The sequence below is a fragment of the Kribbella sp. NPDC051770 genome (genome assembly GCF_040681455.1).
Taxonomy (GTDB): domain Bacteria; phylum Actinomycetota; class Actinomycetes; order Propionibacteriales; family Kribbellaceae; genus Kribbella.
Map to the genome: position 1 here is coordinate 375,037 of NZ_JBFAYT010000005.1, position 24,022 is coordinate 399,058.

The window sequence follows — 24,022 nt, forward strand, 5'->3', positions numbered from 1 at the left end:
TCCGCGATCAGCTCGGGGCCAGGACGACGCTGAACATCAGCGCCCGGGCACTGGCCGAGTCGGCCGTCGCGGTCAGCCCCGGAACCGCACCCGGAACCACCGGGTCGGTGCGGTCGACCGCCAGCGCGGTGATCCGGCCGGAGCCGGCGCCCGTGCTGTTCGCTCGCGCGGTGGTGCCGGCCGGGGCGGTCAGGGTCGTCGTCGCCGACGACTTCTCCGCCCAGTAGCTGACCAGCTTGCCGCCGACCGTCGCCGACGTCAGAGCCGGCGCGGTGTGCGCGGCCTGGGCGACGGTCTCGCTGCCGGTGGCCGACACCGCGATCGGGTTGGCCGCCGTACCGCGGTAGGCGAGCAGGGTCGCGTCGGCCTTGGTCAGCCCGGACGTCGTCACGGCCACGGTGCTGCCCGCGTCGGCCGCGGTCGCCGTACGCCGCCACAGCCGGCCCACCTGGTTGGTGGAGGCGACCGAGTCGACCAGCGTCCAGCCGGCCGGACCGGTGACCGTCGGTCCCGGGTCGTTGTCGGCGAAGAACAGCAGCAGCGCGTCACCGGCGGTGACCGCGGCCGGTACCGTGACGGCGAAGCTCGCGGCGTTGCCGTTCACCCGGCTGGACCCGACGAAGTCGATGGACCGGGCCGGGTCGACGACCGACACCGTCCGGGTGGTCGATGCCGTCGCGCCGTCGTTGTCGGTGACGGTCAGGCTGATCGTGTACGTGCCGGCCGCCGCGTAGGTGTGCGAGGCGGTCGCTCCGGACCCGGTCGCGCTGTCCCCGAAGTTCCAGGCGTAGTCGGTGATCGTGCCGTCCGGGTCGTTCGAGGCGCCCGCGTTCGTCCCGCACGCGAGGTCGGTGCAGTCCGTCGTGAAGCTCGCCGTCGGCCCCTGGTTGATCCGGGTCACCGTGACCGGGTGCGAGGTCGCCTTGGTGCCGCCCTCGTTGTCGGTCACCGTCAGCGTCACCGTGTAGGTGCCGCTGGCGGCGTAGGTGTGCGACGGCGTGGCGCCGCTGCCCGTGGTGGAGTCGCCGAAGTTCCACGCGTAGTTCGTGATCGGACCGTCCACGTCACTCGACGCGGAGCCGTCGAAGGCGCAGGTCAGGCTGTCGCAGCTCTCCCCGAACGTTGCGGTGGGCAACGTGTTCACGTGGGTCACGACGACGTTCTGGGTCTTGGTCGCGGTGCCGCCCCGGTTGTCGGTGACGGTCAGGCCGACCGAGTAGGTGCCGGCCGCGGCGTACCGGTACGACGGGTTGGCGTCGGTGCTCGTCCCGCCGTCGCCGAAGGTCCACGCGTACGACGCGATGGTGCCGTCGGGGTCGGCCGAGCCGGCCGAGGAGTACGCGCAGTTCAGGTCCGTGCAGCTGACGGCCGCCTGGGCGGTGGGCAGCTGGTTCGGGCCCTGGCCGGTCGGGTCCTGGTAGAGGAACAGTGTCCGGGCGCGCCAGTCGATGCCGCCGGTGCTGAGCGTCTGCGCCGTACCGGCGGTCGGTACGCCGGTCGCCGAGTTGAAGGTGATCTTGCGCAGGGTGCCGTCGGTGGACTGCGCCCAGTACAGGGTGTTCCCGGCCAGCACCATGCCGTTGACCTGGGAGAAGTTCAGCCCGGTCACGTTGCCGGTCGCGGTGAAGATGTTCGCGCCGATCACGCCGGACTCCGGCGTGAAGTACCGGTAGTACAGGTTGTTCTGGCCCGAGCGGGTGAAGTAGATCCGGCCGGAGTCGTAGAACATGCCGGTGATGTTCTGCACCTCGCCGTGCCAGGTGGACATGTTGGTGATCTGGTCACCGGTGTTCACCGGGGTCGGGGTGCCGAACGTGGTGCCGTCGAAACTTCGCTTGTCGAAGACGCCGTTGGACCAGCCGGCGTACAGCTGGCCGTTCAGCATGAAGGCGCCGCGGTTGTTGCCCCAGGTCAGGCCGCCGTTCGGGACCGTGGCCAGCGCGCTCGCGGTGGTGCCGTTGAACGAGGAACGGCCGACGGTGTTGTCCCAGGTGACGAAGATGATGTTCCCGGTCCGCCGGCCCGCGATGTACAGGTTGTTCGGCAGCGTCGGGGTGTTGTTCGGCGCGATCGTGGTGCCGCCCGCGAGCGGGAAGAACGCGATCTTGGCGTGGTACTCGAAGTTGCCGATCCGGTCGGTGTCCGAGCCGACCCACAGGCCGGTCGGGGTGGCGAGCAGGTCGAACACACCGACCCCGCGCTCACGGGTCGGGTTCCACGACAGCGGCAGGCCGTTGATCGGGTCGAGCGCGGCGATGCCGGGCCGCGAGACCGCGCCCTGGCCGGCCGAGTCGGCGCTGAACGGGTTGTTCTGCCAGCGCGCGTGGCCGCCGGTGTAGACCACCGAGCCGGTGATCGCGACGGCGTACGTGGTGTCGCCACCGGTGTTGTTGATCCACGCGGCCTTCAGGTCCGAGCCGCGGGCGGCGGTGTTCCAGCGCGCGGTCGAGTCGCAGGCGGTCAGCGAACCGCCGTACGCGCCGGTGGTGGAGATGACGAAGTACGAGCCGTCCGGCGAGATGTCCAGGTCACGCATGTAGGTGGTGAACGAGCTCGAGCAGGCGGTGTTGTAGAAGTTCGTCTGCCAGTTCTCGACGGTCGCGCTCGGACCGGTCAGGTTCAGCATGAACACCTGGTGCTTCTTGACCCCGGAGATGGTGTCGAAGTTGCCGATGGCCACCAGGTTGCTGCCGTCCGGCGTGATGTCGATCTTCATCACCGTCGTCACGCCGCCGCGGTGCAGACCGGCGATCTGCAGGTTCATGTACGGGTCGTAGTCGCCGGTGACCGGGTTGGCGGTGGCCAGCGCGGCCTGGGCGTGGCCCTCGTAGTTGGCGAACAGACCGGCGATCCACAGCCGCCCGTTGGACAGCCGCAGGTCGCGGACCCGGCCGTCGATGCGCGGGAAGTGGAAGCCCGACACGCGGGCGCCGGTGGTGGCGTTGATCTTGGCCACGCTCGGCGAGCCGCCGCCGCTGATGTTGTTGAAGTAGCCGGCCACGAACGCGTTCACACCGTCACCGGCGGGGATGATCGTGGTCACCTCGCCGTCCGGGTTCGGCGCGAAGGTCGCGTCGATCTCCCCGGTGGTCGCGTTGAAGGCCGCCAGGTTCGTCCGCGGGTACGTCGTGGTGCCGTCGCGGGACTGGACCTGGGTGAACTCACCGCCGATCAGGATCCGGTTGCCGAACTGCTGGATGGTCTTGACCGACCCGTCCAGCACGTTCGGCGTCCAGTTCGCCGGGTCGTCGGTGACCACACCGCTCTGCGGCACCTGGACCGCGGTGGCCGACGGGCCGGTGAACACCACGAACCCGGCCAGCGCCGTCACCAGCGCCACGAGCACACAGAAATAGGACTTGCGCACGTCTACTCCCCCCGCCCCGCAGCGCGCCGAACGGCGGTGCCGGGCACAACCCTTGCCTGGCACACCCCCCAGCGCTCCAGGTCCCCTTGGACGCACAGTAAACACCTTCGGACCTGCTACCGCAGTACTTCGGCCACAAAACAGTTGCCGGAGCGTCGATCTGGTGTGATAAGTGAACCCGAGGCCACGCCGGCGTCACGGTGGGTGACCAAAACGGCCGCTCGGCTTCCCCGCGCCGCCCCCGGTTCGTCACGGACAGGTGCCGAAAACGTCACCGGTCATTGGCGATCCGTTCTCCTGCCCCTATCCTCCTTGTGGGGAGAGCACCAGCTTGGCCGGGGGGCCGGGGTCGCAGGTGCTCGGGAGCACGGGTGGGGGAAATCGGTTTGTCGTCACACAACGTCGCCGCGGCGGGGGCCGGCACGGCGCCCGGACAGCGCCGTCGCTGGTGGGCCGGGTGGCCGCTGTCCGTGCTGTTCCTGGGCTTCCCGCTGTGGTGGGTGCTCGGCCTGACCGAGTTCATCTTCTTCATCGCCGCGGTCCCGATGGCCTGGTCGCTGATCAGCCGCCGGACGGTGATCGCGCCGCGCGGCTTCGGCTGGTGGATCGGCTTCCTGGCCGTGGTCCTGGTCAGCGCGACGATGCTGACCAGCGACGCGCCGTACAGCACCACCGGCCCGCTCGGCGGCACGGTCCTCACCTACGTGTACCGCCTGTGCTGGTACCTGGTGGTCACGATCGTCCTGCTGTACGTCGGCAACACCAGCAAGGCGCAGCTGCCGACCGAGCGCGTGGTCCGGCTGCTCGGCTACATGTTCGTGGTGACCGCGTTCGGCGGTCTGCTCGGGGTGCTCGCGCCGACGCTGCAGTTCAGCTCGTTCCTCGAGCTGGTGCTGCCGCACTCGGTCGGGGCGAACAAGTTCCTGCGCGCGCTGATCCACCCGGCCACCGCCGACATCCAGAACGTGCTCGGCTTCGCCCAGCCGCGGCCGCGGGCGCCGTACGCCTACGCGAACTCGTGGGGCGCGAACCTGTCCTTCTACCTGCCGTTCTTCCTGTACGGGTGGTTCGGGCGCGACTCCGGCTGGCGGCGGCTGGCCGGCTGGCCGGTGCTCGTGGTGGCCGCCGTACCGGTCGTGTACTCGCTGAACCGTGGCCTGTGGGCGGTGCTCGTGGTCGGCGCGCTGTACGCCGTCGTCCAGGTGATCCGGCTGCGCGGTTTCAACGCGATGGCGTGGCTGGCACCGGTCGCCGTGGTGGCCGTGGTGGCCGCGCTGCTGTCACCGCTGCCGAACATGATCAGCGAGCGGCTCGCCCACCAGCACAGCAACGACCGCCGCAGCGAGCTCGCGTTCAAGACCGTCGAGTCGACCGTGAAGGGCTCGCCGCTGATCGGCTTCGGCAACACCCGCGACGTCGAGGGCAGCTTCGGCTCGATCGCCGGCGGCGCGACGCTCGGTTGCCCGGCCTGTGCGGTCCCGCCGTTCGGGACGCAGGGGCACCTGTGGCTGGTCGTGTTCACCCAGGGGCTGCTCGGGACGGCGTTGTTCCTGGCCTTCTTCCTGGTCCGGTTCGCGCGCCACATCCGCAGCCGGGAGCCGATCGCGATGATCGGCTGCGCGGTGTTGCTGTTCTTCCTGATCGAGATCCTGGTCTACGACACGCTCGGCTCGCCGCTGTTCACGCTGATGATCGCGCTCGGCCTGATGTGGCGTGACGAGCGCGAGGCGAAGGCGGTGACGACCGAATGACGCTGATCGCCGACGTCACCACCGACCGGCTGGTCGGTGCGGTGGAGCGGCTCTGGCCCGGCCGGACGGTCGAGGTCGTCCGCGGCCGTCGCCGTACGGCGGGGACGCAGGACCTCATCTTCGTCCCGTCACGCTCCGCGCCACGGCTGCTGGTCCCGGCCGGGCGCCCGGCCGCCGCGGCCAGCGGGCTGCGTCGCTTCAGCCGCGCGCTGTCGAGCAAGGAGCGCGCGGTCCGGCTGATCGGTTCGGTCGCGCTCCGGGCCCGCGCCGAGGGCCTGCTGGCCGACCGGATCCGGATCACGCTGCCGCCCGTCGCCGGAGAGTCCGTCGAGCAGTACCTGTCCGGCGTGCTCGGCACGGAGGTCGTGGTCGGTCTCGGCGTCGGCTCGCTGCGCGCCAACCAGAAGCCGATCCTGCAGGTCTTCGACTGGCGCGGCCGCTGCATCGCGTACGTGAAGGTCGGTGACTCCGCGCTCACCGCCGGTCTGGTCCGGCAAGAGGGCGCCAACCTGGCTCTGCTCGCCGAGCACGACTGGCAGCTGCTGGAGATCCCCCGGCTGCTGCACCGCGGCAGCTGGAAGGGTCTGGAGCTGCTGGTCATCTCCGCACTCGACACCACCGTCCGGCCCGGCGCCGGCGCGTTGCTGCAGCCGCCGCTGGAGCCACTGGACGAGCTCTACGACCAGTACGACGAAGGCTCGGCAGAGCTCGCCAGTACGGCGTACTGGCAGGACCTGCGCGCCACCGCGGACCAGATCGAGGACGAGGGCCACCGGGCGTCGTACGACGCGTCGCTGGAGCGCATCGAGCGCAGCCGCGGTGACGACCTGGTCCGGCTGACCGCCTGGCACGGGGACTTCGCGCCGTGGAACCTCAACCACAAGGGCGGCCGGCTGCAGCTGTGGGACTGGGAGCGCTTCGCCACCGGCGTACCGGCTGGGCTGGACCGGGTGCACTACGTGGTCCACACCAGCACGCGCGCCGAGGGCTTCTCCGACGCGGTGCTGGACACCGCGCTGACCAGTCCGTTCACGCACCACCCGAACTGCCCGCCGGCTGAGCAGGAGCTGCTGGCGGGGCTGTACCTCGCGTCACTCACCGCCCGCTACCTGATCGGCAGCCAGGGCGACCAGGGGGACGTCATCCGTCCGACGACCCGGACCGTGCTGCAAGCACTGGACCGGCACAGCCGGCGGATCGCCGCCGCGAAGGGAGTCCGATGACCACCGGTCTGACCGGCAGGAGCACCGCCGTCCTGCGATCCACCCGCGACGTCGTCCCGGACAGCGCCCAGCAGGCGATCCGCACCGCCACCCGTGCGGTCGGCCGCGCCACCTCCGGCGTCCGGATGCTGCCGGACCTGATCGTCGCCGGCGCCCAGCGCTGCGGTACGACGACGCTGTACCGGCTGCTGGTCGACCACCCGGCGATCGTGCGGCCCCTGTTCCACAAGGGCATCGGGTACTTCGACATCGGCTACGACCACCCGTGGTCGTGGTACCGCGGGCACTTCCCGGTCGCGCCGGTGGCCGCCGCCCGGACCAGGGCGTACGGGCGGCCGATGACCTTCGACAGCAGCGGGTACTACATGTTCCACCCGCTGGCCGCCGAGCGGATCGCGCGGCACCTGCCGGACGTCAAGGTGGTCACGCTGGTCCGTGACCCGGTCGAGCGCGCGTTCTCGGCGTACAAGCACGAGAAGGCCCGCGGCTTCGAGACCGAGGACTTCGAGACCGCGCTGGCGCTGGAGGACGAGCGGCTGGCCGGCGAGGTCGAGCGGATCCAGGCCGACCCGTCGTACCAGAGCTTCCACCACCGTCACCACGCCTACGTCGGCCGCGGCCGGTACGCCGAGCAGATCGTCCGGCTGCAGCAGGCGCTCTCGCCGGAGCAGGTCTTCGTGATCGACGCGAACCGGTTCTTCGCCGAGCCGGTCGAGCAGTTCGCCCGGCTGCAGGAGTGGCTCGGGCTGCCGGTGCACGACCCGGCGAAGGTCGAGCAGGCCAACGCGCGGCCGAGCAAGCCGATGGCCGACTCGCTGCGCTCGACGCTGCTCGAGCGCTTCGACGACTCCGACGCCGAGCTGTCGGTGATCCTCGGCCAGACACCGAGCTGGCGGCTGTGAAGCCCGGCCGCCCGGCGCGCGACGACGCCATCGAGCTGTCCGCCTACCTGCGCGCGATGCGCAGGGGCGCGGTGGCCGTTGCCGTCTGCGCGCTGCTCGGTGCGGCCGCCGGTGTCGCCTGGACCGTCCGCACCCCGCGGGTCTACTCGTCCACCTCGGCCGTGCTGGTCGCGGACGCGCCGCTCTACCTGGCCCGCAAGGGCGAGGAGGGCGCGAAGTGGTTCACCATCGACACCGAGGCGGCCCGGCTGGTCTCGGAGCCGATCCTGGACGCGGCCCGGCGGGCGACCGGTGAGAAGAACATCAACACCAAGGTGCACATCTCGGCGGTGCCGACCACCAAGGTGCTCAAGGTGACGTACGTGTCCACCGACCGGCGGGCCGCCGAGAAGGGCGCCGTGGCGATGACCACGGAGTACCTGAAGCTGCGCCGCGCCGAGTTCGAGGACCGCCGCGACCACCGGGTCGAGCTGATCGGCCAGCAGATCGCGACACTGAACGCCCGGCTGGACGGCACGCTGATCACCGGCAGCCCGACCGCGGCCAAGCTCGCGGAGCAGCGCGCCACCCGGCAGGCGATCGCGGCCCAGATCGCCGCCCGGCAGACCGAGTCGCGGCAGGTCCGCGTCACCAGCGCCTACCCCGGCCAGGTGGTTCGGGTCGGCGGTACGACGAGCGCCCGGCGGGTCAACCCGCTGGTGCCGCCGGTGGCCGGCATGGTCTTCGGCGGACTCGGCGGCCTGCTGATCGCCGCGTTCCGCTCGTCCCGGCTGGGCAGCGCCAAGGACGTCACCCACCTGGTGCCGGACAGCGCCGTGGTCAAGCTCAAGCTGCACAAGACCGGCGGACCAGGGGCCCGGAGCTGGGACCCGATCACCTCCGGCGTACTGGGTCTGGGGACGGGCACGGTCATGGTCGCTCCACCGGACCGGCCGCCCGGCGACCTCGAACGCGCGGCAGCCGACCAGCTGTCCGCCGCGCTGCGGCATCACGGACGGCGGGCCTGGGTCGTTGACCACAGCGTGCTGCCTGTCGACACCGTGCCGGTCCCGCGCAGCCGGGCCCGCGCCAGCACCGTGCTGGTCACCAGCGACGGGGTGACCAGCGAGCCGGGCTCCGTCCTGGCCGGGATGACCGGCAACGTCGTACTGATCGTCACCCCGCGCACCAGGCGCCAGGCACTGGCCGAGGCCGTGCACCGGATCGCCGAGGTCGGGGCCACCGTCCAGGGAATCGTTCTGCTGTCCGGGTCGAACCGGTTCGTACCAGCCGTGCTGAGAAGGAGCACCTCATGAGTACATCGCCCACTGCTCCTTCGGTGAGCGTCGTCGTCGCCACGCGGAACCGGCCCGAGCTGCTCCGCAAGGCGCTCGCGTCGATCGCCGCCCAGGACTACGCCGGTCCGGTCGAGCTGGTCGTCGTCTACGACCAGAGCGAGCCCGAGACCACGCTGGCGGCGGACCTGCCGCTGACCGGGCAGGCCGGCGAACGCCGGGTGAACGTCGTCACCAACACCCGCTCCCCCGGTCTGGCCGGCGCCCGCAACAGCGGCGTCACCGCGTCCAGCGGCGAGTACCTGGCGTTCTGCGACGACGACGACAGCTGGCGTCCCGACAAGCTCGGCACCCAGGTGGCGATGCTGACCACCACCGGCGCCGGGCTGTCGGTCTGCGGGATCGAGATCACCATCGGCGACCAGACCCACGTCCGGGTCCCGACGCCGGCCGACGTCACGGTCACCGAGCTGGCCCGGCGCCGGGTGATGGAGGCGCACCCGTCGACCGTCGTGGTCAGCCGGGCCGCCTTCGACCGGATCGGCTGGGTCGACGAGGACCTGCCCGGCGGGTACGCCGAGGACTACGACTGGATGCTGCGGGCGCTGGCCGCCGAGAAGGTGGCCGTGGTCAGCAAGCCGCTGGTCGAGGTGCTCTGGCACCCGGGGTCGTTCTTCACCACCCGCTGGGCGGTGATCATCGACGCGCTCGACTACATGGTCGACAAGCACGCGGTGATCCGGGAGAGCCCGCGCGGGCTGGCCCGGATCTACGGCCAGAAGGCCGTCGCGTACGGCGCGCTGAAGCGCCGTACGGAGTCCAGCCGGTGGGCCCTGCGGGCCTTGCGGCTGGCACCTGGTGAGAAGCGCGGGTACCTCGCGCTGGCGATCGCTTCTGGGGTCGTCCCGGCGAACAGAGTTCTGCAATGGGCGAATGCGAGAGGGCGGGGAATATGAGCGGCACGACGAGGGAGACGACAGGACCGGTGCAGGGCAGCAGATTCACCTGGTCGGGGCTCGCGCGCCGGCTGCCGGTGATCCTGGTGCTGGCGGCCGTCGGGACCACGCTGGGGTTCCTCGGCGCCCGGCAGCAGCCGGCGACGTACACCGCGACGGCGACCGTGCTGGTCGAGCCGGCCAACGGCAACCCGTACGCGCCCGGCGCCCGCGGCCAGAACCTGGCCAACCTCGGTACCGAGGCGCAGCTGGTCAGCTCCGACGCGGTCGCCCAGCTGGCCAAGACGACGCTGCGCAGCAAGGCGTCCGTCGCGGCCCTGGTCGAGCAGCTCGCGGTCACCAACCCGCCGAACTCGCAGGTGCTCGAGGTGGCCTACACCGACATCACCCCGGCCGCGGCCCGCGACGGCGCGAACGCGTTCGCCTCGGCGTACCTGGTCGCTCGTGAGCGGCGGGCCGCCGAGTCGGTGCAGGCCCAGATCAACAACCTGACCAAGGCCCGGACCGCCAACCAGTCCGCCCTGCAGCGCAACCTGCAGGCGCTCAACAAGACCACCGCCGGTACGCCGGCGCGCGTGCTGGCCGACCAGCGCGTCGCCACGACCACTGCCGAGGCGACCAAGCTGGAGAACCAGATCAGCGACCTGCGGCTGTTCCAGGGCGACCCGGGACAGGTGCTGTCCCCGGCGAACCTGCCGACGGGTGCCGCTGGGCTGCCTGGGTGGATCATGCCGGTGGCCGGTGCTGGGGTCGGGCTGCTGCTCGGGCTCGTCCTGGCTGTCATGCGGGCGCTGAACGACCGGACGCTGCGGACTGTCGAGGACGTGAAGGCGCTGGGGTACCCGGTGCTGAGCACTGTGCAGCCTGCTGCTGACGAGCACGCTGACGCGTTGCTGGTGGACGCTTCGGCTGGGCTGCCGGACGGGGCTCGGCTGCTGCGGAGTGTGCTGGGGGTGGCGAGTCCGGACGGCGGGGCTGTGCTGCTCGTGCCGGCTGGGGCTGCTGAGTCGCACACGACGACTCCGCTGGCGCTGGCGGCTGCGCTGGCGCGGGCCGACCAGACTGTTGCTGTTGTGGATGCTGGTGGTGAGCTGACTCGCGCTACCGGGCTCGGCGACACTGCTGGTGTTGCTGACGTCCTGAACGAGGTCGCCGCGCCGGGTGAGGTCGTGACCGAGTACCAGCCGAACCTGCGGTTCGTACCGGTCGGGCCGACGTTCTCCGCGTCGGTGGACAAGCTGGCGTCGCCGCAGATGCGGGAGTTCCTGGACGGGCTGACGCCGGAGTCGCGCTGGGTGCTGGTCGCCGGGCCGATCGCCTCGGCGCCGGAGACGCTGACGCTGGCCGACCTGTGCACGGACGTGATCGTGCTGGTCAGCCTGCGGCAGACCACGTCGGTCGACCTGCAGCACGCGGCTGAGGCTGTCACGCGCGGTGGGGCGCGGTTGGTGGGTGTGGTCGTCGACCAGTCGCCGCGCAAGTCCCGCAAGAACAAGCAAGAAGAGGCACCCGTGGCGGCCACCGAGGTCGCACCGGCAGCGGCCGCCTCCGCTCCGGAGGCGGCGGCTCCCTCGCCGAAGCTCGTCGCGGTGGACGAGCGGACCGAGGAGATGACCATGCTGGAGGACCGGCCGGAGCCGGAGACCGAGAAAGCTGGTGCCGAGGGCAACGAAAAGGGCCAGCGCAAGGAGTCCTCGCCGTGGTTCCCGGAGAGCGGGGCCGACGACGACGAGGAGACCGGGTACGCGGCGTCGCGGAGATCGGTGTAGTGGCCGCTCCGGCCGGTGCGCATCCCGCCAGCCTGAACAAGATCGCCCGCGGCGGCTCCGCCAACCTGGTGGGAGCCGCCGGCGGCGCGGTGCTGACGCTGCTGCTCACCTGGGTGGTGACCCGCGGAACGGAAGCCGGCGTGGCCGGCAGCCTGTTCGCGCTCACCGCGGTGTTCCTGATCGTCGCGGCGATCGCCGAGCTCGGCTCGGACGTGTCGCTGTCGAAGTTCCTGCCGCACTTCCTGGTCGAGGACCGGCTCGCCGACGCCCGGACGACGGTGCGGATGGCCGCGCTGGTCTCGTTCGCCGGCGGCAGTCTGGTCGCCGTCGTGCTGCTCGTCCTCCGCGCGCAGGTCGCCGACGCCGTCCTCGGTGACGGCAGCGGTACGCCGGGCTCGCAGGCGGTCGCCGTACTGGCGGTCTGTGTACCGCTCGCGGCGGTGACCAACACGGTCCTGTCCGCGACCCGCGGGCTGACCACGATCCGCCCGACGGTGCTGGTCGACAAGATCGGCCGCGCGCTGCTCCAGGTCGGTTTCGTGGTCGTCGCGGTCGCGGCCGGCGCGGGACTCGGCGGTCTCACGCTCGCCTGGGCGTTGCCGTACGTCGTGGCGACGATCGTCGCGATCGCCTGGTACCTGGTCATCGAGCGCCGCCTGACCGCGCGGACCGGCCCCGGCCTGCCGCCGTCGGCCCGCCGCGACCTCTGGCGCGAGTACGCGGTCTACACCTGGCCGCGGGTGATCTCCCGGATCAGCCAGAGCATCCTGCAGCGCGCCGACATCGTGCTCGTCGCCGCGCTCCGCTCCCCCGCCGAGGCCGCCGTCTACACGGTCGCCACCCGGCTGTTCGTGATCGGCCAGCTCGGCACGCAGGCGATCCAGCAGGTCGCCGCGCCGCACACCAGCGCGCTGCTCTCCTCCGGCGACGACCGGGCCACCAAACGCGTCTTCCAGACCGTCACCGCGTGGACGATGTCGCTCACCTGGCCGTTCTTCCTCGCCTGCCTGGCGCTGGCGCCGTTCCTGCTGCACGTCTTCGGCGGTACGGCGTACCGGGCCGGGGACGACGTGGTGATCGTGCTCGCGCTGGCCGCGCTGCTCGCGGCCGCGGGCGGGCCGGTCGACCTGATTCTGCTGATGGCCGGGCGGAGCGGGCTCAGCCTGGTCAACGCACTGGTTGCCCTCGGCGTCAACCTGGCGCTGAACCTGCTGCTGATCCCGCGGATCGGCATGGTCGGCGCGGCGATCGCGTGGGCGGCCGCGATCGTGGTCCGGAACGTGCTCGGGATGATCCAGGTCTCGGCCAACCTGCACTGGCTGCCGTTCAGCCGCCTCTCGGTGACGGTCGGCGGCTTGGCGATCGCCTTCTTCGCCGTCCCGCCGACGATCTTGAAGTTGGTCACGGACCCCTCCGACGGGGTGCTGATGGCCGTGCTGGCGGTGGGGGCCGCCGGCTACCTGGCCGCGCTGTGGAAGCTGCGCGACCACCTTGCCCTGACGGCGTTCACCGCGATGCTGCGCCGTCGCAACCCTCAGCCGGCCGGTCAGCACCCGGCCGCGGAAGAAACGAAGCCGGTGCCGATGTCATGACCCTCCGCCCTCGCCGCCTCACCCTCTCCATCGCCCTTCTTCTGAGTGTCGCCGCCGGACTCAGCGCGTGTGCCAAGGCTGTGCCGCTCGCCGAGCCCTCGGCGGCGGGGCCCAGCAACACCGGCGGGCTGGTGCTGTCCAGCGGCTTCTCCGACGCGGGACAGCTCGGGCGCTCGGCGCCCACCGGCATCCGCACCAGCTTCGGTCCGGTGGTGGACCGCAACGGCGCGAACCTGGTCGGCGTCATCGGCCTGGCCGCCGGTGAGCAGCACTCGCTGGCGCTCATGCAGGACGGCCGCGTGCTGGCCTGGGGAGCCAACGAGGACGCCCAGCTCGGCAACGGCACCCGCGCCGCCTCGCTCGTCCCCGTCCCGGTCCGCGCCCCCGACGGCGCCCCGGGCACGCTCACCGGCGTCGTCGACATCGCCGCCGACTCCAACACCTCCGTTGCCCTGCGCAAGGACGGCACCGTCGTCGTCTGGGGCCGCGCGAACTCCGGCCAGCGCGGCAACGCCGACACCACCGCGAACCCGACCACCCCGAGCGTCGTCCTGAACCCGACCGCCACCGGCCCGCTGACCGGCGTCCGGGCGATCTCGGCCGACGGCGGCAGCGAGCTCGCGCTCACCGACCGCGGCACGGTGCTCGGCTGGGGCAACAACGAGTACGGCCAGCTCGGCTCGTCGGCGCCGGTGGTCGCCAAGCTCCCGGTCCCGGTCACCGGGCGTGGGAAGGCGCCGCTGACCGGCGTACGGGCGATCGCGATCGGCGGCCAGCACTCGGTCGCGCTGCTCGGCGACGGGCGTGTCGTGACCTGGGGCCGCAACGACGTCCACCAGCTCGGCGACGGCACCGGGACGAACCGGAACATCCCCGCGGAGGTCCTGGTCGCCCCCGGCAAGCCGCTGACCGGAGCGACCGAGATCTCGTCGGCCGAGAAGCACACGCTGGCGCTGCTCAAGGACGGCTCGGTGGTCGGCTGGGGGCACAACAACGGCGGTCAGCTCGGCAACGGCACGGTCAAGGTCCAGCCGTTCGCGACGCCGGTGCACGGCAGCCGCAGCGAGCCGAAACTCCTTGCTGTGCAGCACATCATGGCCGGTGAGAGCTACAGCGTCGCCGTCCTGCAGAACGGCGAGATCCTCACCTGGGGCGCGAACGGGCGCGGCCAGCTCGCCACCGGTGACCGGCTCGACCGCAGCAAGCCGGGGCCCGTCACGGTCGAGAACGGCGTACCGGAGCCGAGCTGGGTGACCGCCGTCGGTGTCGGCCGCCGGCACGTGCTGATCGCGCTGCGCTGACAGCGCGGAGCAGGCCTGCGGGACCGCCGGCTACGGGATCGGCGGCGGTTTGCGCTGCGGTGACTTGAGCGCCGTACGAAGGGCGTTGACGGACTGGCTGCCGGGTTTGAGCTCGGTGGCCCCGATGTCCTTGAAGTCGGTCTCGTTCCAGTAGACCAGCGCCTTCACCTGCGGGAACGCCGTCAGCTGCCCGGGCATCGTGCTGAACACCGCGCTGCGCTTCACCTCACCGAGGTTGTCGCTGACCCCCCACTCCGCCAGCATGATCGGCTTGCCCGGATGCTTGCTCGTGGCCCACGTGTAGAAGCCCGGCCAGGTCGGGTAGGCCTTCTGGGTGCGGTTCACGGCCTGGCTGATCCCGCCGGAGAACTCCGGGTCCGGGCCGAACAGGTACGGGTCCTCGGCGATCCAGTCGACCACGTCGTCGCCGGGGTACAGCTGCTCGAACCACGGCTGCACCCCCCAGTACGGCGAACCGCGGTACGTCATCACCAGGATCGCGTTGGTCGCGCCCTTCGCCTTCAACCGCAGGGCCACGCGGCGGTACATCGCCGCGTAGTCCTTGGCCGTGAACCCCGATCCCGCGGCCGGCCTGACCTCCTCCTCCGGCTCGTGGTGGATGGTCAGGAAGAACTTCTCCGGGAACGTCGTCGTCAGGTACTCCGCCTGCGCGTCGATCGCCTTGTCCACCTCGGGATCCCCGGCCGCGACCTCCGCCCAGGTGCGACCCATCTCGGGCTTCCAGTTGAGCAGCAGCAGCCGCTTCCTGCCCGGCTCCCGGGCCCGCTTGATCATGTCCGCGGTCGGGAACAGCTTCGGGCTGGAGTTGTAGTAGTGCGCGATGTCCACCGGCCGGCCCAGGACGTTCTCGAACGCCGGCAGCGCCTCGTCCCAGGACTCGTCGCCCAGCGGGTTGGCCGCCGCACCGAACCAGACGCCGCAGGAGGGCACCAGCAGCGCCGACACAGTGCATCTTGGCGTGGCCTGCGGGGACGGCGCAGGCGCCGTCCGCTGGCCAGACGGCTGGTCCTCTCCGCGGACCAGTGCGCAGCTCACCAGCGCGACGGCCGCGACCAGGGCACAGCCCCCGGCGCCGACCAGCCAACGCGTCCAGCCCTTGCGGGGTTGCGAACTCATCACCCGATGCTACTGCCGGTGACAACCGTTGCCGGGTTGATTTCCCCAGATCGTTGTCAGCGGCCGACCGGGTCGTTATGGTGAATCACCAGCCTGTGGGGGGCTTTGGGTACTGCTGTGTATGGGTGGGGGAAATCCGCATGACACGTGCGCTGGGCCTGGGTGCCCATCGGAGCAACAAAGGTGACCGCGGGGTCGAGAAGCGACTCACCGCGCTCGCCGGACTGACCGAGCTGACCGGCCAACGCCTGCTGGACGTCGGCTGCGGCGACGGGACGTACACCCGCCGCCTGGCCGCCGGGTTCGACGAGGTCACCGCGGTCGACGTCGAGCCCGAGCGGCTGGCCGTCTTCCGGTCCGAGGTCGAGGGCACCGAACTGGCGGCCAAGCTGACGATCCGGCAGATGCCGGGCGAGAAGCTGGACCTGCCGGACGAGGCGTTCGACGTGGTGACCACGATCGAGGTGCTCGAGCACGTCGCCGACCTGGACCTGACGCTGGGCGAGATCCACCGCGTGCTGGCGCCCGGCGGCCGGTTCCTGATCACGTCGCCGAACCGGTGGTTCCCGTTCGAGACCCACGGGTTCTTCGTGGCCGGCAAGCGGCGGCCGCCGCAGTACGGGCCGTTCCTGCCCTGGATCGTGCCGCTGCACAAGCGGCTCGCCGACGCCCGCTCGTTCACCGTCCGCGGCCTGTCGAAGCAGATCGAGGCCAAGGGCTTCCGGCTGACCGGCGTGGACTACATCATGCCGCCGTTCGACCGGTCCGGCCTGGGCGGCAAGATCCGCCCGGTCACCGACGCGATCGAGCGGTCCCGGCTGGAGTTCTTCGGGATGGCGCTGATCCTGGTGCTCGAGAAGGTCTGACGGCAACGGCGAAGGCCCCCGCCCACGGTGTGTGGACGGGGGCCTTCGTACGGCGTACTGCCTACTTGACCTGGCGGGCCAGCAGCCCGCTGTTCAGCACCTCACGCGCCGCGGCCTTGGTGGTCGCGGACGAGTCGAGCCGGGTCGTGCCGACGGTGTGGAAGGTGGCCTCGTTCCAGTAGACCAGCGCCTTCACCTGCGGCATCTTCTTCAGGCCGTCCTGCACCGTGCGCAGCACGTCGGCCTTGTTCATCCCGAGCATGGTCTGCTCGTCGATGCCCCACTCGCCGAGCATGATCGGCTTGCCCGGGTGCTTGGTCGTCGCCCAGGTGTAGAAGCCCGGCCAGCTCGGGTTGGTGTAGGTGTCCTTGCGGTTGACACCGGTGGTGAACGGGCCCCACCAGTTCGCGTCGTCACCGAAGATGTACGGGTCCTCCGCGATCCAGTCGACCACGTCGTCACCGGGGTAGAGGTCGTTGAACCAGGGCTGCGAGCCCCAGTGCGGTGTCCCCATGTAGTTCATCACGTAGACGGCGTTGGTGACGCCGTTGGCCTTCAGCCGCTGGACGACGTGGCGGTACATCGCCGCGTAGTCCTTGGCCGTGTAGCCCGAGCCGGCGGCCGGCTTGACCTCTTCCTCCGGCTCGTGGTGGATGCCGAGGAAGAACTTCTCCGGGAAGGTCGTCTTCAGGTACTGCGCCTCGGCGTCGATGGCCTTGTCGACCTCCGGGTCGCCGGCAGCGACCTGGGCCCAGGTGCGGCCCATCTCGGGCTTCCAGTTCAGCAGCAGGATCCGCTTCTTACCGGGTTCGCGGGCCCGCTTGATCATCTCAGCCGTCGGGAACAGCTTCGGGCTCGAGTTGTAGTAGTGCGCGATGTCCAGCGTCCGGCCGATCGTCGACTCGAACGCGGTCAGCGCCTCGTCCCAGCTCTCCGAGCCCAGCGGGTTGGCCGCCGCGCCGAAGAACGCACCGCAGGACGGCACCAGCTTGTCCGAGATCGAGCAGCCCGGGTTGCCGGTGGACGGCGGCGCGGTCGGCTGGGTCGGCGTCGTCGTCGGCTTGGTCGGCGTCTGCGTCGGAGTCGTGGTCGGCCTCGTCGGAGTCGTCGTCGGCTTGGTCGGCGCCGTGGTCGGCTTGGTCGGCCCGGTGGTGGGCGGAGCCGTCGGCTTGGTCGGCGGCACCGACGGCTGCGGACCGCTGCCGTCGCCCTTGACGTAGCTGATCTCCAGCTTCGTCTGGGTGGCGCCGGACTCGCGGGAACCGAAGACCGAACCGCCGCGACCGGCCAGCTGGGTGAGCGCCAGGTTCAGCGCGCCGTCCTTCTGGACTCCGGCCGAGACGTCGATCCGCAGCTCCTTCGACTTGCCGTCGTCGGCCGCGGAGGCGATCGCCGTACCGGCGCGCAGACCGGTGGAGGCGGAGACCGCCTCGGTCCACCGCGCCGGGCCGGTGGAGACCTGGATCTTGCTCGGGTTGCTCGCGGTCAGCCTGGTCAGGACCAGGGTGGCCTTGCGGGCGTACCCCTCGGCAGCGGCCGGTACGGCGTACCGGACGAAGCTGGTGGACTCGTTCTGCTTGACGACGAGCCGGGTGGACCAGCCGTGCCGCTGGGTGGGGGACTTCGTGGACACGTAGGCGTCCGCAGTCGCCGTGAGCGACACCGGGGCGGGTGCGGGCTCGTCGGCGTTCAGAGCTGCGAAGCCGATCCCCGCGGTGGTCAGCACCAGGGCGCTCGCTGCCACGATCGGGATCAGGGTCCGCCGGCCTGCTTTGGCGGCCGGTTCGTTCAGTACGTCGGAGGGAACGGCAGACCGATGTCGGCCATGCCTACGGGAATGGTTGTCCCGCATGGGGGGCTGTCCTTCCTGCACGCCTGTGAGGTTAGCTGTCGGGCTCGGGTCGGAAGTGTTACCCGGCCGCTGCTGCGGCTTCGCCCCAAGGAGCACCGGGGGCTGGTGCTCCGCGGAACCTGTGGTTCCCCCACTTCCGCCCTCTGTCGCTGGGTGGTAGGTAGATCGCCGGCCCGGAGGGCGGAACTCGGCGTTGCGCGCCGGCGACGGTGGTCGAGCCTCGCACGTCCCCAGGCCGGGCCAGGCGCGGGTGAGCTTACGCAGGTCCCGGCGAGGACCTCAAGATGTCCGAGAGCGCTCTTAACATGACCGAGCGTAGCCAGTTCACGGAACGTAAGATCACGGACAGATAACAACCGAAATCGTCACCGACCGTGTTCGAAACCTGTTATCCGGACGCTCCACCCGGCATTCGGTTTCGCTCTCGCGGGCGGAACATGACATTCTTTACATGCTTTGAAACGCTTGTTTTCAAGGCGTGTTCCCGGCCCAGGGCGTCGATGATCTGACCCGTGGTGGTCACGGCCGCGCTCAGCTGCAGGCTGTCACGATGGTTTTCCTCGGCCGACACGGTGTGCGCCTCCGGGTCCGCCAGGACGCCCGTGAGGGCGGTCAGGAAGGCGTTGCGGTCCTCGCACAGCGTGACCAGGCCGAGGGCGCCCATCCGGCGCGAGAACTGCTGCTGGTGCTGGTCGACGTGCTCGTTCAGCAGCGGGTCCCGCGGGACCACGATCGGCTTGCGGCCCTGCTTGCGGACCTCGAACATGGTCGCCGGGCCGCCGTGCGAGACGACGGCCGTGGCCTGGCGCATCAGCGCCTGCAGTTCGTCGTACGCGACGATGCCGAGGCCCTTGGCCCGGCGCGGGGCCGGGGTGGAGCCGTGCTGGACGAGCGCTGTGCGGCCCTCGTGGCCGGGGAGCTCCAGGAAGTCGTCCACCCAGCCGACCAGACGGCCGAAGTGGTGGTGGTCGGTGCCGAGGATGACCAGGACGTCGTACGTGTTCACAGCAGCCTCCCGACGACGGCGGACCCGGAGTACAGCGCCTGCTGCTCGTCCCACTGGACGAGCATCCGGCTGGTGAACGGCCGGCAGAGCCGCGCGGTGAGCGTCGGGTGGTCGATCCGGTCGAACACCTCGATGTAGACGGTCGGGATCCGGGCCAGCTTGCCGAGCACGAAGAACGGCAGCGCCACGCCGGCGCCGGTGGTGACGATCACGTCCGGCCGCTCCCGGCGCAGGACGGCGACCGCCAGGCCGAAGTTGCGGAGCAGGTTCTTCACGTTCCGCGTGGTCGGGTGGTAGGCGTACACCGCCCGCTGGCCGGCCAGCAGCGACTTGCCGTCCTCGGTCGGGAACGTCACCCAGCACACGTCCCGCTGGGACCACCACGGCCGCAACGTCATCAGCTGCGCCAGGTGGCCGCCGCTGGAACACACCATCAGGACCCGGATCGACGGCACCGCCGCGTCGGCGGCCGGCCGGGGCTCGACGCTCGTCATCTCGCCTCGTTGACCATGCCGGCGCCCACGGTCCGGTTGGTCGCCTCGTCGATCAGGACGAACCCACCGGTCGAGCGGTTGCGCTTGTACTCGTCGCACAGCAGCGGCTGGGTGGTCCGCAGGCGGACCCGGCCGATGTCGTTCAACCCGAGGTGGTCGGCACCCAGATCGCGGTGCAGCGAGTTCACGTCGAGGCGGTACTGCAGGTCCTTCACCATCGCCCGGGCGGTCCGGGTGGTGTGCTTGATCGCGAACTTCTGGCCCGGCCGCAGCGGCGCGTCGTCCATCCAGCAGACCATCGCGTCGACGTCCTGGGTGACCGTTGGGGCGTTGTTGACCCGGCAGATCATGTCGCCGCGGGAGATGTCGATCTCGTCGGTCAGCCGCAGCGTCACCGACATCGGCGCGAACGCCTCCTCGACCTCGCCGTCGGCGGTCTCGATCGAGCGGATCGTCGAGGTGAACCCCGACGGCAGCACCATCACCTCGTCCCCGGCCCGCAGCACTCCCCCGGCCACCTGGCCGGCGTACCCGCGGTAGTCGCGGTGGCTGTCGGAGTGCGGGCGGATCACGTACTGGACCGGGAACCGGACGTCGATCAGGTTCCGGTCGCTGGCCACGTGCACGTTCTCCAGGTGGTGCAGCAGGCTCGGTCCGTCGTACCAGGGCATCGCGGCCGAGCGGGTGACGATGTTGTCGCCGAGCAGCGCGGACACCGGGACGACGGTGAGGTCCCCGATGTCGAGCTTGGTCGCGAACTCGGTGAACTCGGCCCGGATCTGCTCGAAGACGCTCTCGGAGTAGTCGACCAGGTCCATCTTGTTCACGCACAGCATCAGGTGCGGGACGTGCAGCAGGGTGGACAGGAACGCGTGCCGGCGGCTCTGCTCGAGCAGGCCCTTGCGGGCGTCGACCAGGATCAGCGCCAGGTCGGCCGTCGACGCGCCGGTCACCATGTTGCGGGTGTACTGGATGTGACCGGGGGTGTCGGCGACGATGAACTTGCGCCGTGGCGTCGCGAAGTACCGGTACGCGACGTCGATCGTGATGCCCTGCTCGCGCTCGGCCCGCAGGCCGTCGGTGAGCAGCGCCAGGTTCACGTAGTCGTCACCGCGGTCGCGGCTGGCCCGCTCGACCGACTCGATCTGGTCGGTGAAGACCGACTTCGTGTCGTACAGCAGCCGGCCGATCAGGGTGCTCTTGCCGTCGTCGACCGATCCCGCGGTCGCCAGTCTGAGGATGTCCACGTCAGAAGTACCCTTCCCGCTTGCGATCTTCCATCGCGGCCTCACTGAACTTGTCGTCGCCCCGGGTGGCGCCACGCTCGGTGATCCGGGTCCCGGCCACCTCGTCGATCACCTTCTCGACGGTGTCGGCCGCCGACCGTACGGCGGCCGTCAGCGAGGCGTCGCCGACGGTGCGGTAGCGGACAGTCTCGGTGAACACCGGCTCGGTTGCCTTGGGCAAGCAGTACTGGTTGACCGCGAACAGCATCCCGTTGCGCTCGAACACCTCGCGCTCGTGCGCGTAGTAGATCGAGGGCAGCTCCAGCCGCTCCTGGGCGATGTACTGCCAGATGTCGAGCTCGGTCCAGTTCGACAGCGGGAAGACCCGGATGCTCTCGCCCAGGTGGATCCGGCTGTTGTAGAGGTTCCACAGCTCCGGGCGCTGGTTCTTCGGGTCCCACTGGCCGAACTCGTCGCGGAACGAGAACATCCGCTCCTTGGCCCGGGCCTTGTCCTCGTCGCGGCGGGCGCCGCCGAAGACCGCGGTGAACTGGTGCTTCTCCAGCGCCTCCAGCAGCACCGGGGTCTGGATCCGGTTCCGGGTGCCGTCCGGCGGGGCCTGTACGAAGCCGCGGTCCAGCGCGTCCGGAACGCTTGCCACCAGCAACTGCAGGTTCAGCTCGGCGACCCGGCGGTCGCGAAACTCCAGCACCTCGGTGAAGTTGTGGCCGGTGTCGACGTGCATCACCGGGAACGGGATCCGGGCCGGGTAGAACGCCTTCTGGGCCAGCCGGAGCATCACGATCGAGTCCTTGCCGCCGGAGAACAGCAGCACCGGGCGCTCGAACTCCGCCGCGACCTCGCGGAAGATGTGGATGGCCTCCGACTCCAGCGTCTCCAGCTGCGTCAGCTGGTACCGGGGACTCATCGGGGCTCCAGGATGTGTACGGCGATCGCGGCCAGCAGCTCGTCGGCGACCTCGGACCGGCAGACCACCAGGTCCGGCAGCTTCGGGTCGGGCTGGTTGTAGCGCAGCGCCGAGCCGTCGATCCGGCTGCAGAACAGCCCGGCTGCCTTCGCGACCGCGACCGGAGCGGCCGAGTCCCACTCGTACTGGCCACCCGCGTGCACGTAGGCGTCGGCTTCGCCGCGCAGTACGGCGGTCGCCTTCACGCCGGCCGACCCCATCGGGACCAGCTCGGCGTCCAGGTCGACGGCGAGCTTCTCGACCAGCGCCGGCGGGCGGCTGCGGCTGACCGCGATCCGCAGCGGACCGGCCTCGCGGGCGGTCAGCGGCTGCGGGTCTTCGGTGCCGTGGACAACGTTCATGGCGGGCAGCGCGACCGCTCCGGCGGTCAGCTCGCCGCGCTCCCACAGGGCGACGTGCACCGCCCAGTCGACGCGTGGCGGTTCGCCGTACTCGCGGGTGCCGTCGAGCGGGTCGATGATCCAGACCCGCTCGGCGCTCAGCCGCGCCGCGGAGTCGGCCGACTCCTCACTCAGTACGGCGTCGCCCGGCCGGTGCTCCCGCAGCGCGCCGATCAGCAGCTCGTTCGCCGATCGGTCGCCCTCGGCGCCCAGGACGCGGCCCGAACCCCCAGTCGCGCGCAGGTCGAGCAGCAGTCTGCCCGCCCGCGTCGCGAGTTCCACGGCCAACCGGCCGTCTTCAGTCGCCATCCGTTCCCCTCCATCGAGATGTCCCCCCGCGCGACTGACGTCGCTGCCGCACGGCCGCCCCCCAGCGGCCGTCCGGCTCAGTACGCGCCGGAGCCCTTCAGCACCGCCCGTGCGGTCTTCCACAAGATCAGCAGGTCCAGCGTCATCGACCAGTTGTCGACGTAGCGCAGGTCGAGCAGCACCGACTCGTCCCAGGACAGGTCGCTGCGGCCACTCACCTGCCACAGCCCGGTCAGCCCCGGCTTCACCAGCATTCGGCGCGTGTCGTCGGCGGCGTACTTGGCCACCTCGACCTCCAGCGGCGGTCGCGGGCCGACCAGCGACATCTCTCCGCGCAGTACGTTCAGCAGCTGCGGCAGCTCGTCCAGCGAGTAGCGCCGCAGCACCTTGCCGACCTTGGTCACCCGGGGGTCGGAGCGGAGCTTGAAGAGCACCCCGTTGCCGTCGCTGGCCGGTGCCAGCTCGACCAGCCGGGCCTCCGCGTCGACCACCATGGTGCGGAACTTCAGCATCGTGAACGGGACGTTGCCGCGGCCGACGCGGTGCTGCTTGAACAGCACCGGGCCGCGGCTGGTCAGCCGGACGGTGAGCGCGATCCCGAGCAGCAGCGGCAGCGCCAGGATCACCAGGACCAGCGCCATCAGCCGGTCGAAGATGCTCTTCAGCAGGTGCGGTCCGGCGCTCGACGACGGGCGCTCCAGGTGCAGCAGCGAGAGACCGGCGACCGGGCGGACCGAGATCCGCGGGCCGGCCACCTCGATGATGCCGGGCGACACGATCAGCTCGACCCCGCGCTGCTCCAGCGCCCAGGACAGCCGGCGCAGCGACTGACCGGACAGCTCCGGGTCGGCCGCGATCGCGACCACGTCGACGGCGTGCCGGTCGACGGCCGCCATGATGTCGGCCTCGTCCATGCTCTCCGGCGCCAGCCCGGGCCGGGCGTCGCCGCGCGGCCGGCAGACCGCGACCACGCGGTACCCGTCCGCGGGACGCTCGGTCAGGCGCTCGCTCAGCGTGGCGGCCTCGGCGTCCCGGCCGACGACCAGGACCCGGCGCATGCAGCGCCCGCGGTAGCGGTGGCGGCTCAGGTCACGACGCAGCAGGTACCGGAGAAGTAAGGCGAGGACCATCGTCGCCGGGATCGCCAGGACGACGAAACCGCGCGCGATCTCACTCTTGGTCGCGTACGACACCACCGCGACGACGGCGGTCAGCCCGAGGCCGGACCGCAGGATCGAGCGGAACTCGTCCGCGCCGGAGCCGAACGAGCGCGACTCGTAGCCGCGCGACAGCGCGACCGCGGCCACCCAGGCCAGCGGCAGCAGGCTGCCGAACACCAGGTAGCCACCGCCGATCTGGTACCCGAAGCGGGTCAGCAGCGCGACCGACGCGCCGATCACCGCGGCCAGCAGGTCGCCACCGATGGCCGCCCAGTGGTACACCGCGACCCACGGCGGGCGGGTCGCCCAGGTCGAGCGTGGAACGATCGCCGGCACCGTGTCCGGTACCACCCAGACCGGCTTGCGCCGGTCCGGCGCCTCCGCGATCAGCGGCGCCAGGCCATCCTTGGACTTCTCCCCCACGACGGCACTATCCGTCACCCTCTGTCACCCCCCGGTGAACACCGCC

At 70.8% G+C, this 24,022-nt stretch carries 18 protein-coding genes and 1 riboswitch; of the genes, 9 read left to right on the forward strand and 9 right to left on the reverse strand.

Annotated features, from left to right (window positions below):
* Window positions 1-7: 7 nt before the first annotated feature.
* The gene (locus tag AB0M01_RS19475) at window positions 8-3,367 is read right to left on the reverse strand and encodes a PKD domain-containing protein (protein ID WP_363671259.1); all 3,360 of its coding nucleotides are present in this window, start codon (window positions 3,365-3,367) and stop codon (window positions 8-10) included.
* Window positions 3,368-3,753: 386 nt separating this feature from the next.
* Here AB0M01_RS19475 and AB0M01_RS19480 point away from each other — a divergent pair, with 386 nt between their 5' ends.
* Genes AB0M01_RS19480 through AB0M01_RS19515 form a run of 8 tightly spaced genes read left to right on the forward strand, consistent with a single transcriptional unit; the run spans window position 3,754 to window position 14,135 of the window.
* Window positions 3,754-5,118, forward strand: a complete 1,365-nt coding sequence (locus AB0M01_RS19480; protein ID WP_363671261.1) for a hypothetical protein — start codon at window positions 3,754-3,756, stop codon at window positions 5,116-5,118.
* Window positions 5,115-6,341, forward strand: a complete 1,227-nt coding sequence (locus tag AB0M01_RS19485) for a hypothetical protein (RefSeq protein WP_363671263.1) — start codon at window positions 5,115-5,117, stop codon at window positions 6,339-6,341. Before AB0M01_RS19480 ends, AB0M01_RS19485 begins: the two co-directional genes overlap by 4 nt.
* A complete protein-coding gene (locus AB0M01_RS19490; RefSeq protein ID WP_363671265.1) occupies window positions 6,338-7,243 on the forward strand; it encodes a sulfotransferase in 906 nt (301 codons plus the stop codon). The genes AB0M01_RS19485 and AB0M01_RS19490 overlap by 4 nt, the downstream gene beginning before the upstream one ends.
* Window positions 7,240-8,538 carry a hypothetical protein gene (locus AB0M01_RS19495; protein ID WP_363671267.1) on the forward strand — a complete coding sequence of 433 codons (1,299 nt, stop codon included), beginning with the start codon at window positions 7,240-7,242 and terminating at the stop codon, window positions 8,536-8,538. Before AB0M01_RS19490 ends, AB0M01_RS19495 begins: the two co-directional genes overlap by 4 nt.
* Window positions 8,535-9,473, forward strand: coding sequence for a glycosyltransferase family A protein (locus tag AB0M01_RS19500; protein ID WP_363671269.1), 939 nt, complete (start codon window positions 8,535-8,537; stop codon window positions 9,471-9,473). The genes AB0M01_RS19495 and AB0M01_RS19500 overlap by 4 nt, the downstream gene beginning before the upstream one ends.
* A 29-nt stretch (window positions 9,474-9,502) precedes the next feature.
* Window positions 9,503-11,242, forward strand: a complete 1,740-nt coding sequence (locus tag AB0M01_RS19505) for a hypothetical protein (protein ID WP_363671271.1) — start codon at window positions 9,503-9,505, stop codon at window positions 11,240-11,242.
* Window positions 11,242-12,834, forward strand: a complete 1,593-nt coding sequence (locus tag AB0M01_RS19510; protein WP_363671273.1) for an oligosaccharide flippase family protein — start codon at window positions 11,242-11,244, stop codon at window positions 12,832-12,834. Before AB0M01_RS19505 ends, AB0M01_RS19510 begins: the two co-directional genes overlap by 1 nt.
* The gene (locus tag AB0M01_RS19515) at window positions 12,831-14,135 is read left to right on the forward strand and encodes a hypothetical protein (protein ID WP_363671275.1); all 1,305 of its coding nucleotides are present in this window, start codon (window positions 12,831-12,833) and stop codon (window positions 14,133-14,135) included. Before AB0M01_RS19510 ends, AB0M01_RS19515 begins: the two co-directional genes overlap by 4 nt.
* A gap of 30 nt (window positions 14,136-14,165) precedes the next feature.
* Here AB0M01_RS19515 and AB0M01_RS19520 read toward each other — a convergent pair whose 3' ends face one another.
* On the reverse strand, window positions 14,166-15,272 hold the full coding sequence (locus AB0M01_RS19520; RefSeq protein WP_363671277.1) for a hypothetical protein: 1,107 nt from the start codon (window positions 15,270-15,272) through the stop codon (window positions 14,166-14,168).
* 140 nt (window positions 15,273-15,412) lie between these two features.
* Between AB0M01_RS19520 and AB0M01_RS19525 the strand changes: the two genes are divergently transcribed.
* Complete coding sequence (locus tag AB0M01_RS19525) at window positions 15,413-16,138, forward strand: class I SAM-dependent methyltransferase (protein WP_363671279.1); 726 nt, start codon at window positions 15,413-15,415, stop codon at window positions 16,136-16,138.
* A 61-nt stretch (window positions 16,139-16,199) separates the two neighbouring features.
* Here AB0M01_RS19525 and AB0M01_RS19530 read toward each other — a convergent pair whose 3' ends face one another.
* The 7 genes from AB0M01_RS19530 to AB0M01_RS19560 all read right to left on the reverse strand — a co-directional run bounded on the left by AB0M01_RS19530 (window position 16,200) and on the right by AB0M01_RS19560 (window position 23,976).
* Complete coding sequence (locus AB0M01_RS19530) at window positions 16,200-17,882, reverse strand: hypothetical protein (RefSeq protein ID WP_363671281.1); 1,683 nt, start codon at window positions 17,880-17,882, stop codon at window positions 16,200-16,202.
* Window positions 17,883-17,996: 114 nt separating this feature from the next.
* Window positions 17,997-18,156, reverse strand: a riboswitch (cyclic di-AMP (ydaO/yuaA leader).
* A gap of 222 nt (window positions 18,157-18,378) precedes the next feature.
* Complete coding sequence (locus AB0M01_RS19535; protein ID WP_363671283.1) at window positions 18,379-18,996, reverse strand: glycosyltransferase; 618 nt, start codon at window positions 18,994-18,996, stop codon at window positions 18,379-18,381.
* A complete protein-coding gene (gene pssD, locus AB0M01_RS19540) occupies window positions 18,993-19,490 on the reverse strand; it encodes a PssD/Cps14F family polysaccharide biosynthesis glycosyltransferase (protein ID WP_363671285.1) in 498 nt (165 codons plus the stop codon). The genes AB0M01_RS19535 and pssD overlap by 4 nt, the downstream gene beginning before the upstream one ends.
* Complete coding sequence (gene cysN, locus AB0M01_RS19545; RefSeq protein ID WP_363671594.1) at window positions 19,487-20,731, reverse strand: sulfate adenylyltransferase subunit CysN; 1,245 nt, start codon at window positions 20,729-20,731, stop codon at window positions 19,487-19,489. Before cysN ends, pssD begins: the two co-directional genes overlap by 4 nt.
* Before the next feature lie 7 nt (window positions 20,732-20,738).
* On the reverse strand, window positions 20,739-21,644 hold the full coding sequence (gene cysD / locus AB0M01_RS19550) for a sulfate adenylyltransferase subunit CysD (protein ID WP_363671287.1): 906 nt from the start codon (window positions 21,642-21,644) through the stop codon (window positions 20,739-20,741).
* Complete coding sequence (locus AB0M01_RS19555) at window positions 21,641-22,393, reverse strand: 3'(2'),5'-bisphosphate nucleotidase CysQ (protein WP_363671290.1); 753 nt, start codon at window positions 22,391-22,393, stop codon at window positions 21,641-21,643. Before AB0M01_RS19555 ends, cysD begins: the two co-directional genes overlap by 4 nt.
* 77 nt (window positions 22,394-22,470) lie before the next feature.
* Entirely contained in the window at window positions 22,471-23,976 is a 1,506-nt protein-coding gene (locus AB0M01_RS19560) for a sugar transferase (RefSeq protein WP_363671292.1), read from the reverse strand.
* Between the last annotated feature and the right edge of the window lie 46 nt (window positions 23,977-24,022).

Bases quoted from the DNA above. Each gene is read 5' to 3' on its own strand.
- AB0M01_RS19490 (WP_363671265.1), top strand. From the start codon at position 6,338: ATGACCACCGGTCTGACCGGCAGGAGCACCGCCGTCCTGCGATCCACC.
- pssD (WP_363671285.1), bottom strand. From the start codon at position 19,490: ATGACGAGCGTCGAGCCCCGGCCGGCCGCCGACGCGGCGGTGCCGTCG.
- AB0M01_RS19515 (WP_363671275.1), top strand. From the start codon at position 12,831: ATGACCCTCCGCCCTCGCCGCCTCACCCTCTCCATCGCCCTTCTTCTG.
- AB0M01_RS19485 (WP_363671263.1), top strand. From the start codon at position 5,115: ATGACGCTGATCGCCGACGTCACCACCGACCGGCTGGTCGGTGCGGTG.
- cysD (WP_363671287.1), bottom strand. From the start codon at position 21,644: ATGAGTCCCCGGTACCAGCTGACGCAGCTGGAGACGCTGGAGTCGGAG.
- AB0M01_RS19525 (WP_363671279.1), top strand. From the start codon at position 15,413: ATGACACGTGCGCTGGGCCTGGGTGCCCATCGGAGCAACAAAGGTGAC.
- AB0M01_RS19555 (WP_363671290.1), bottom strand. From the start codon at position 22,393: ATGGCGACTGAAGACGGCCGGTTGGCCGTGGAACTCGCGACGCGGGCG.
- AB0M01_RS19520 (WP_363671277.1), bottom strand. From the start codon at position 15,272: ATGAGTTCGCAACCCCGCAAGGGCTGGACGCGTTGGCTGGTCGGCGCC.
- AB0M01_RS19500 (WP_363671269.1), top strand. From the start codon at position 8,535: ATGAGTACATCGCCCACTGCTCCTTCGGTGAGCGTCGTCGTCGCCACG.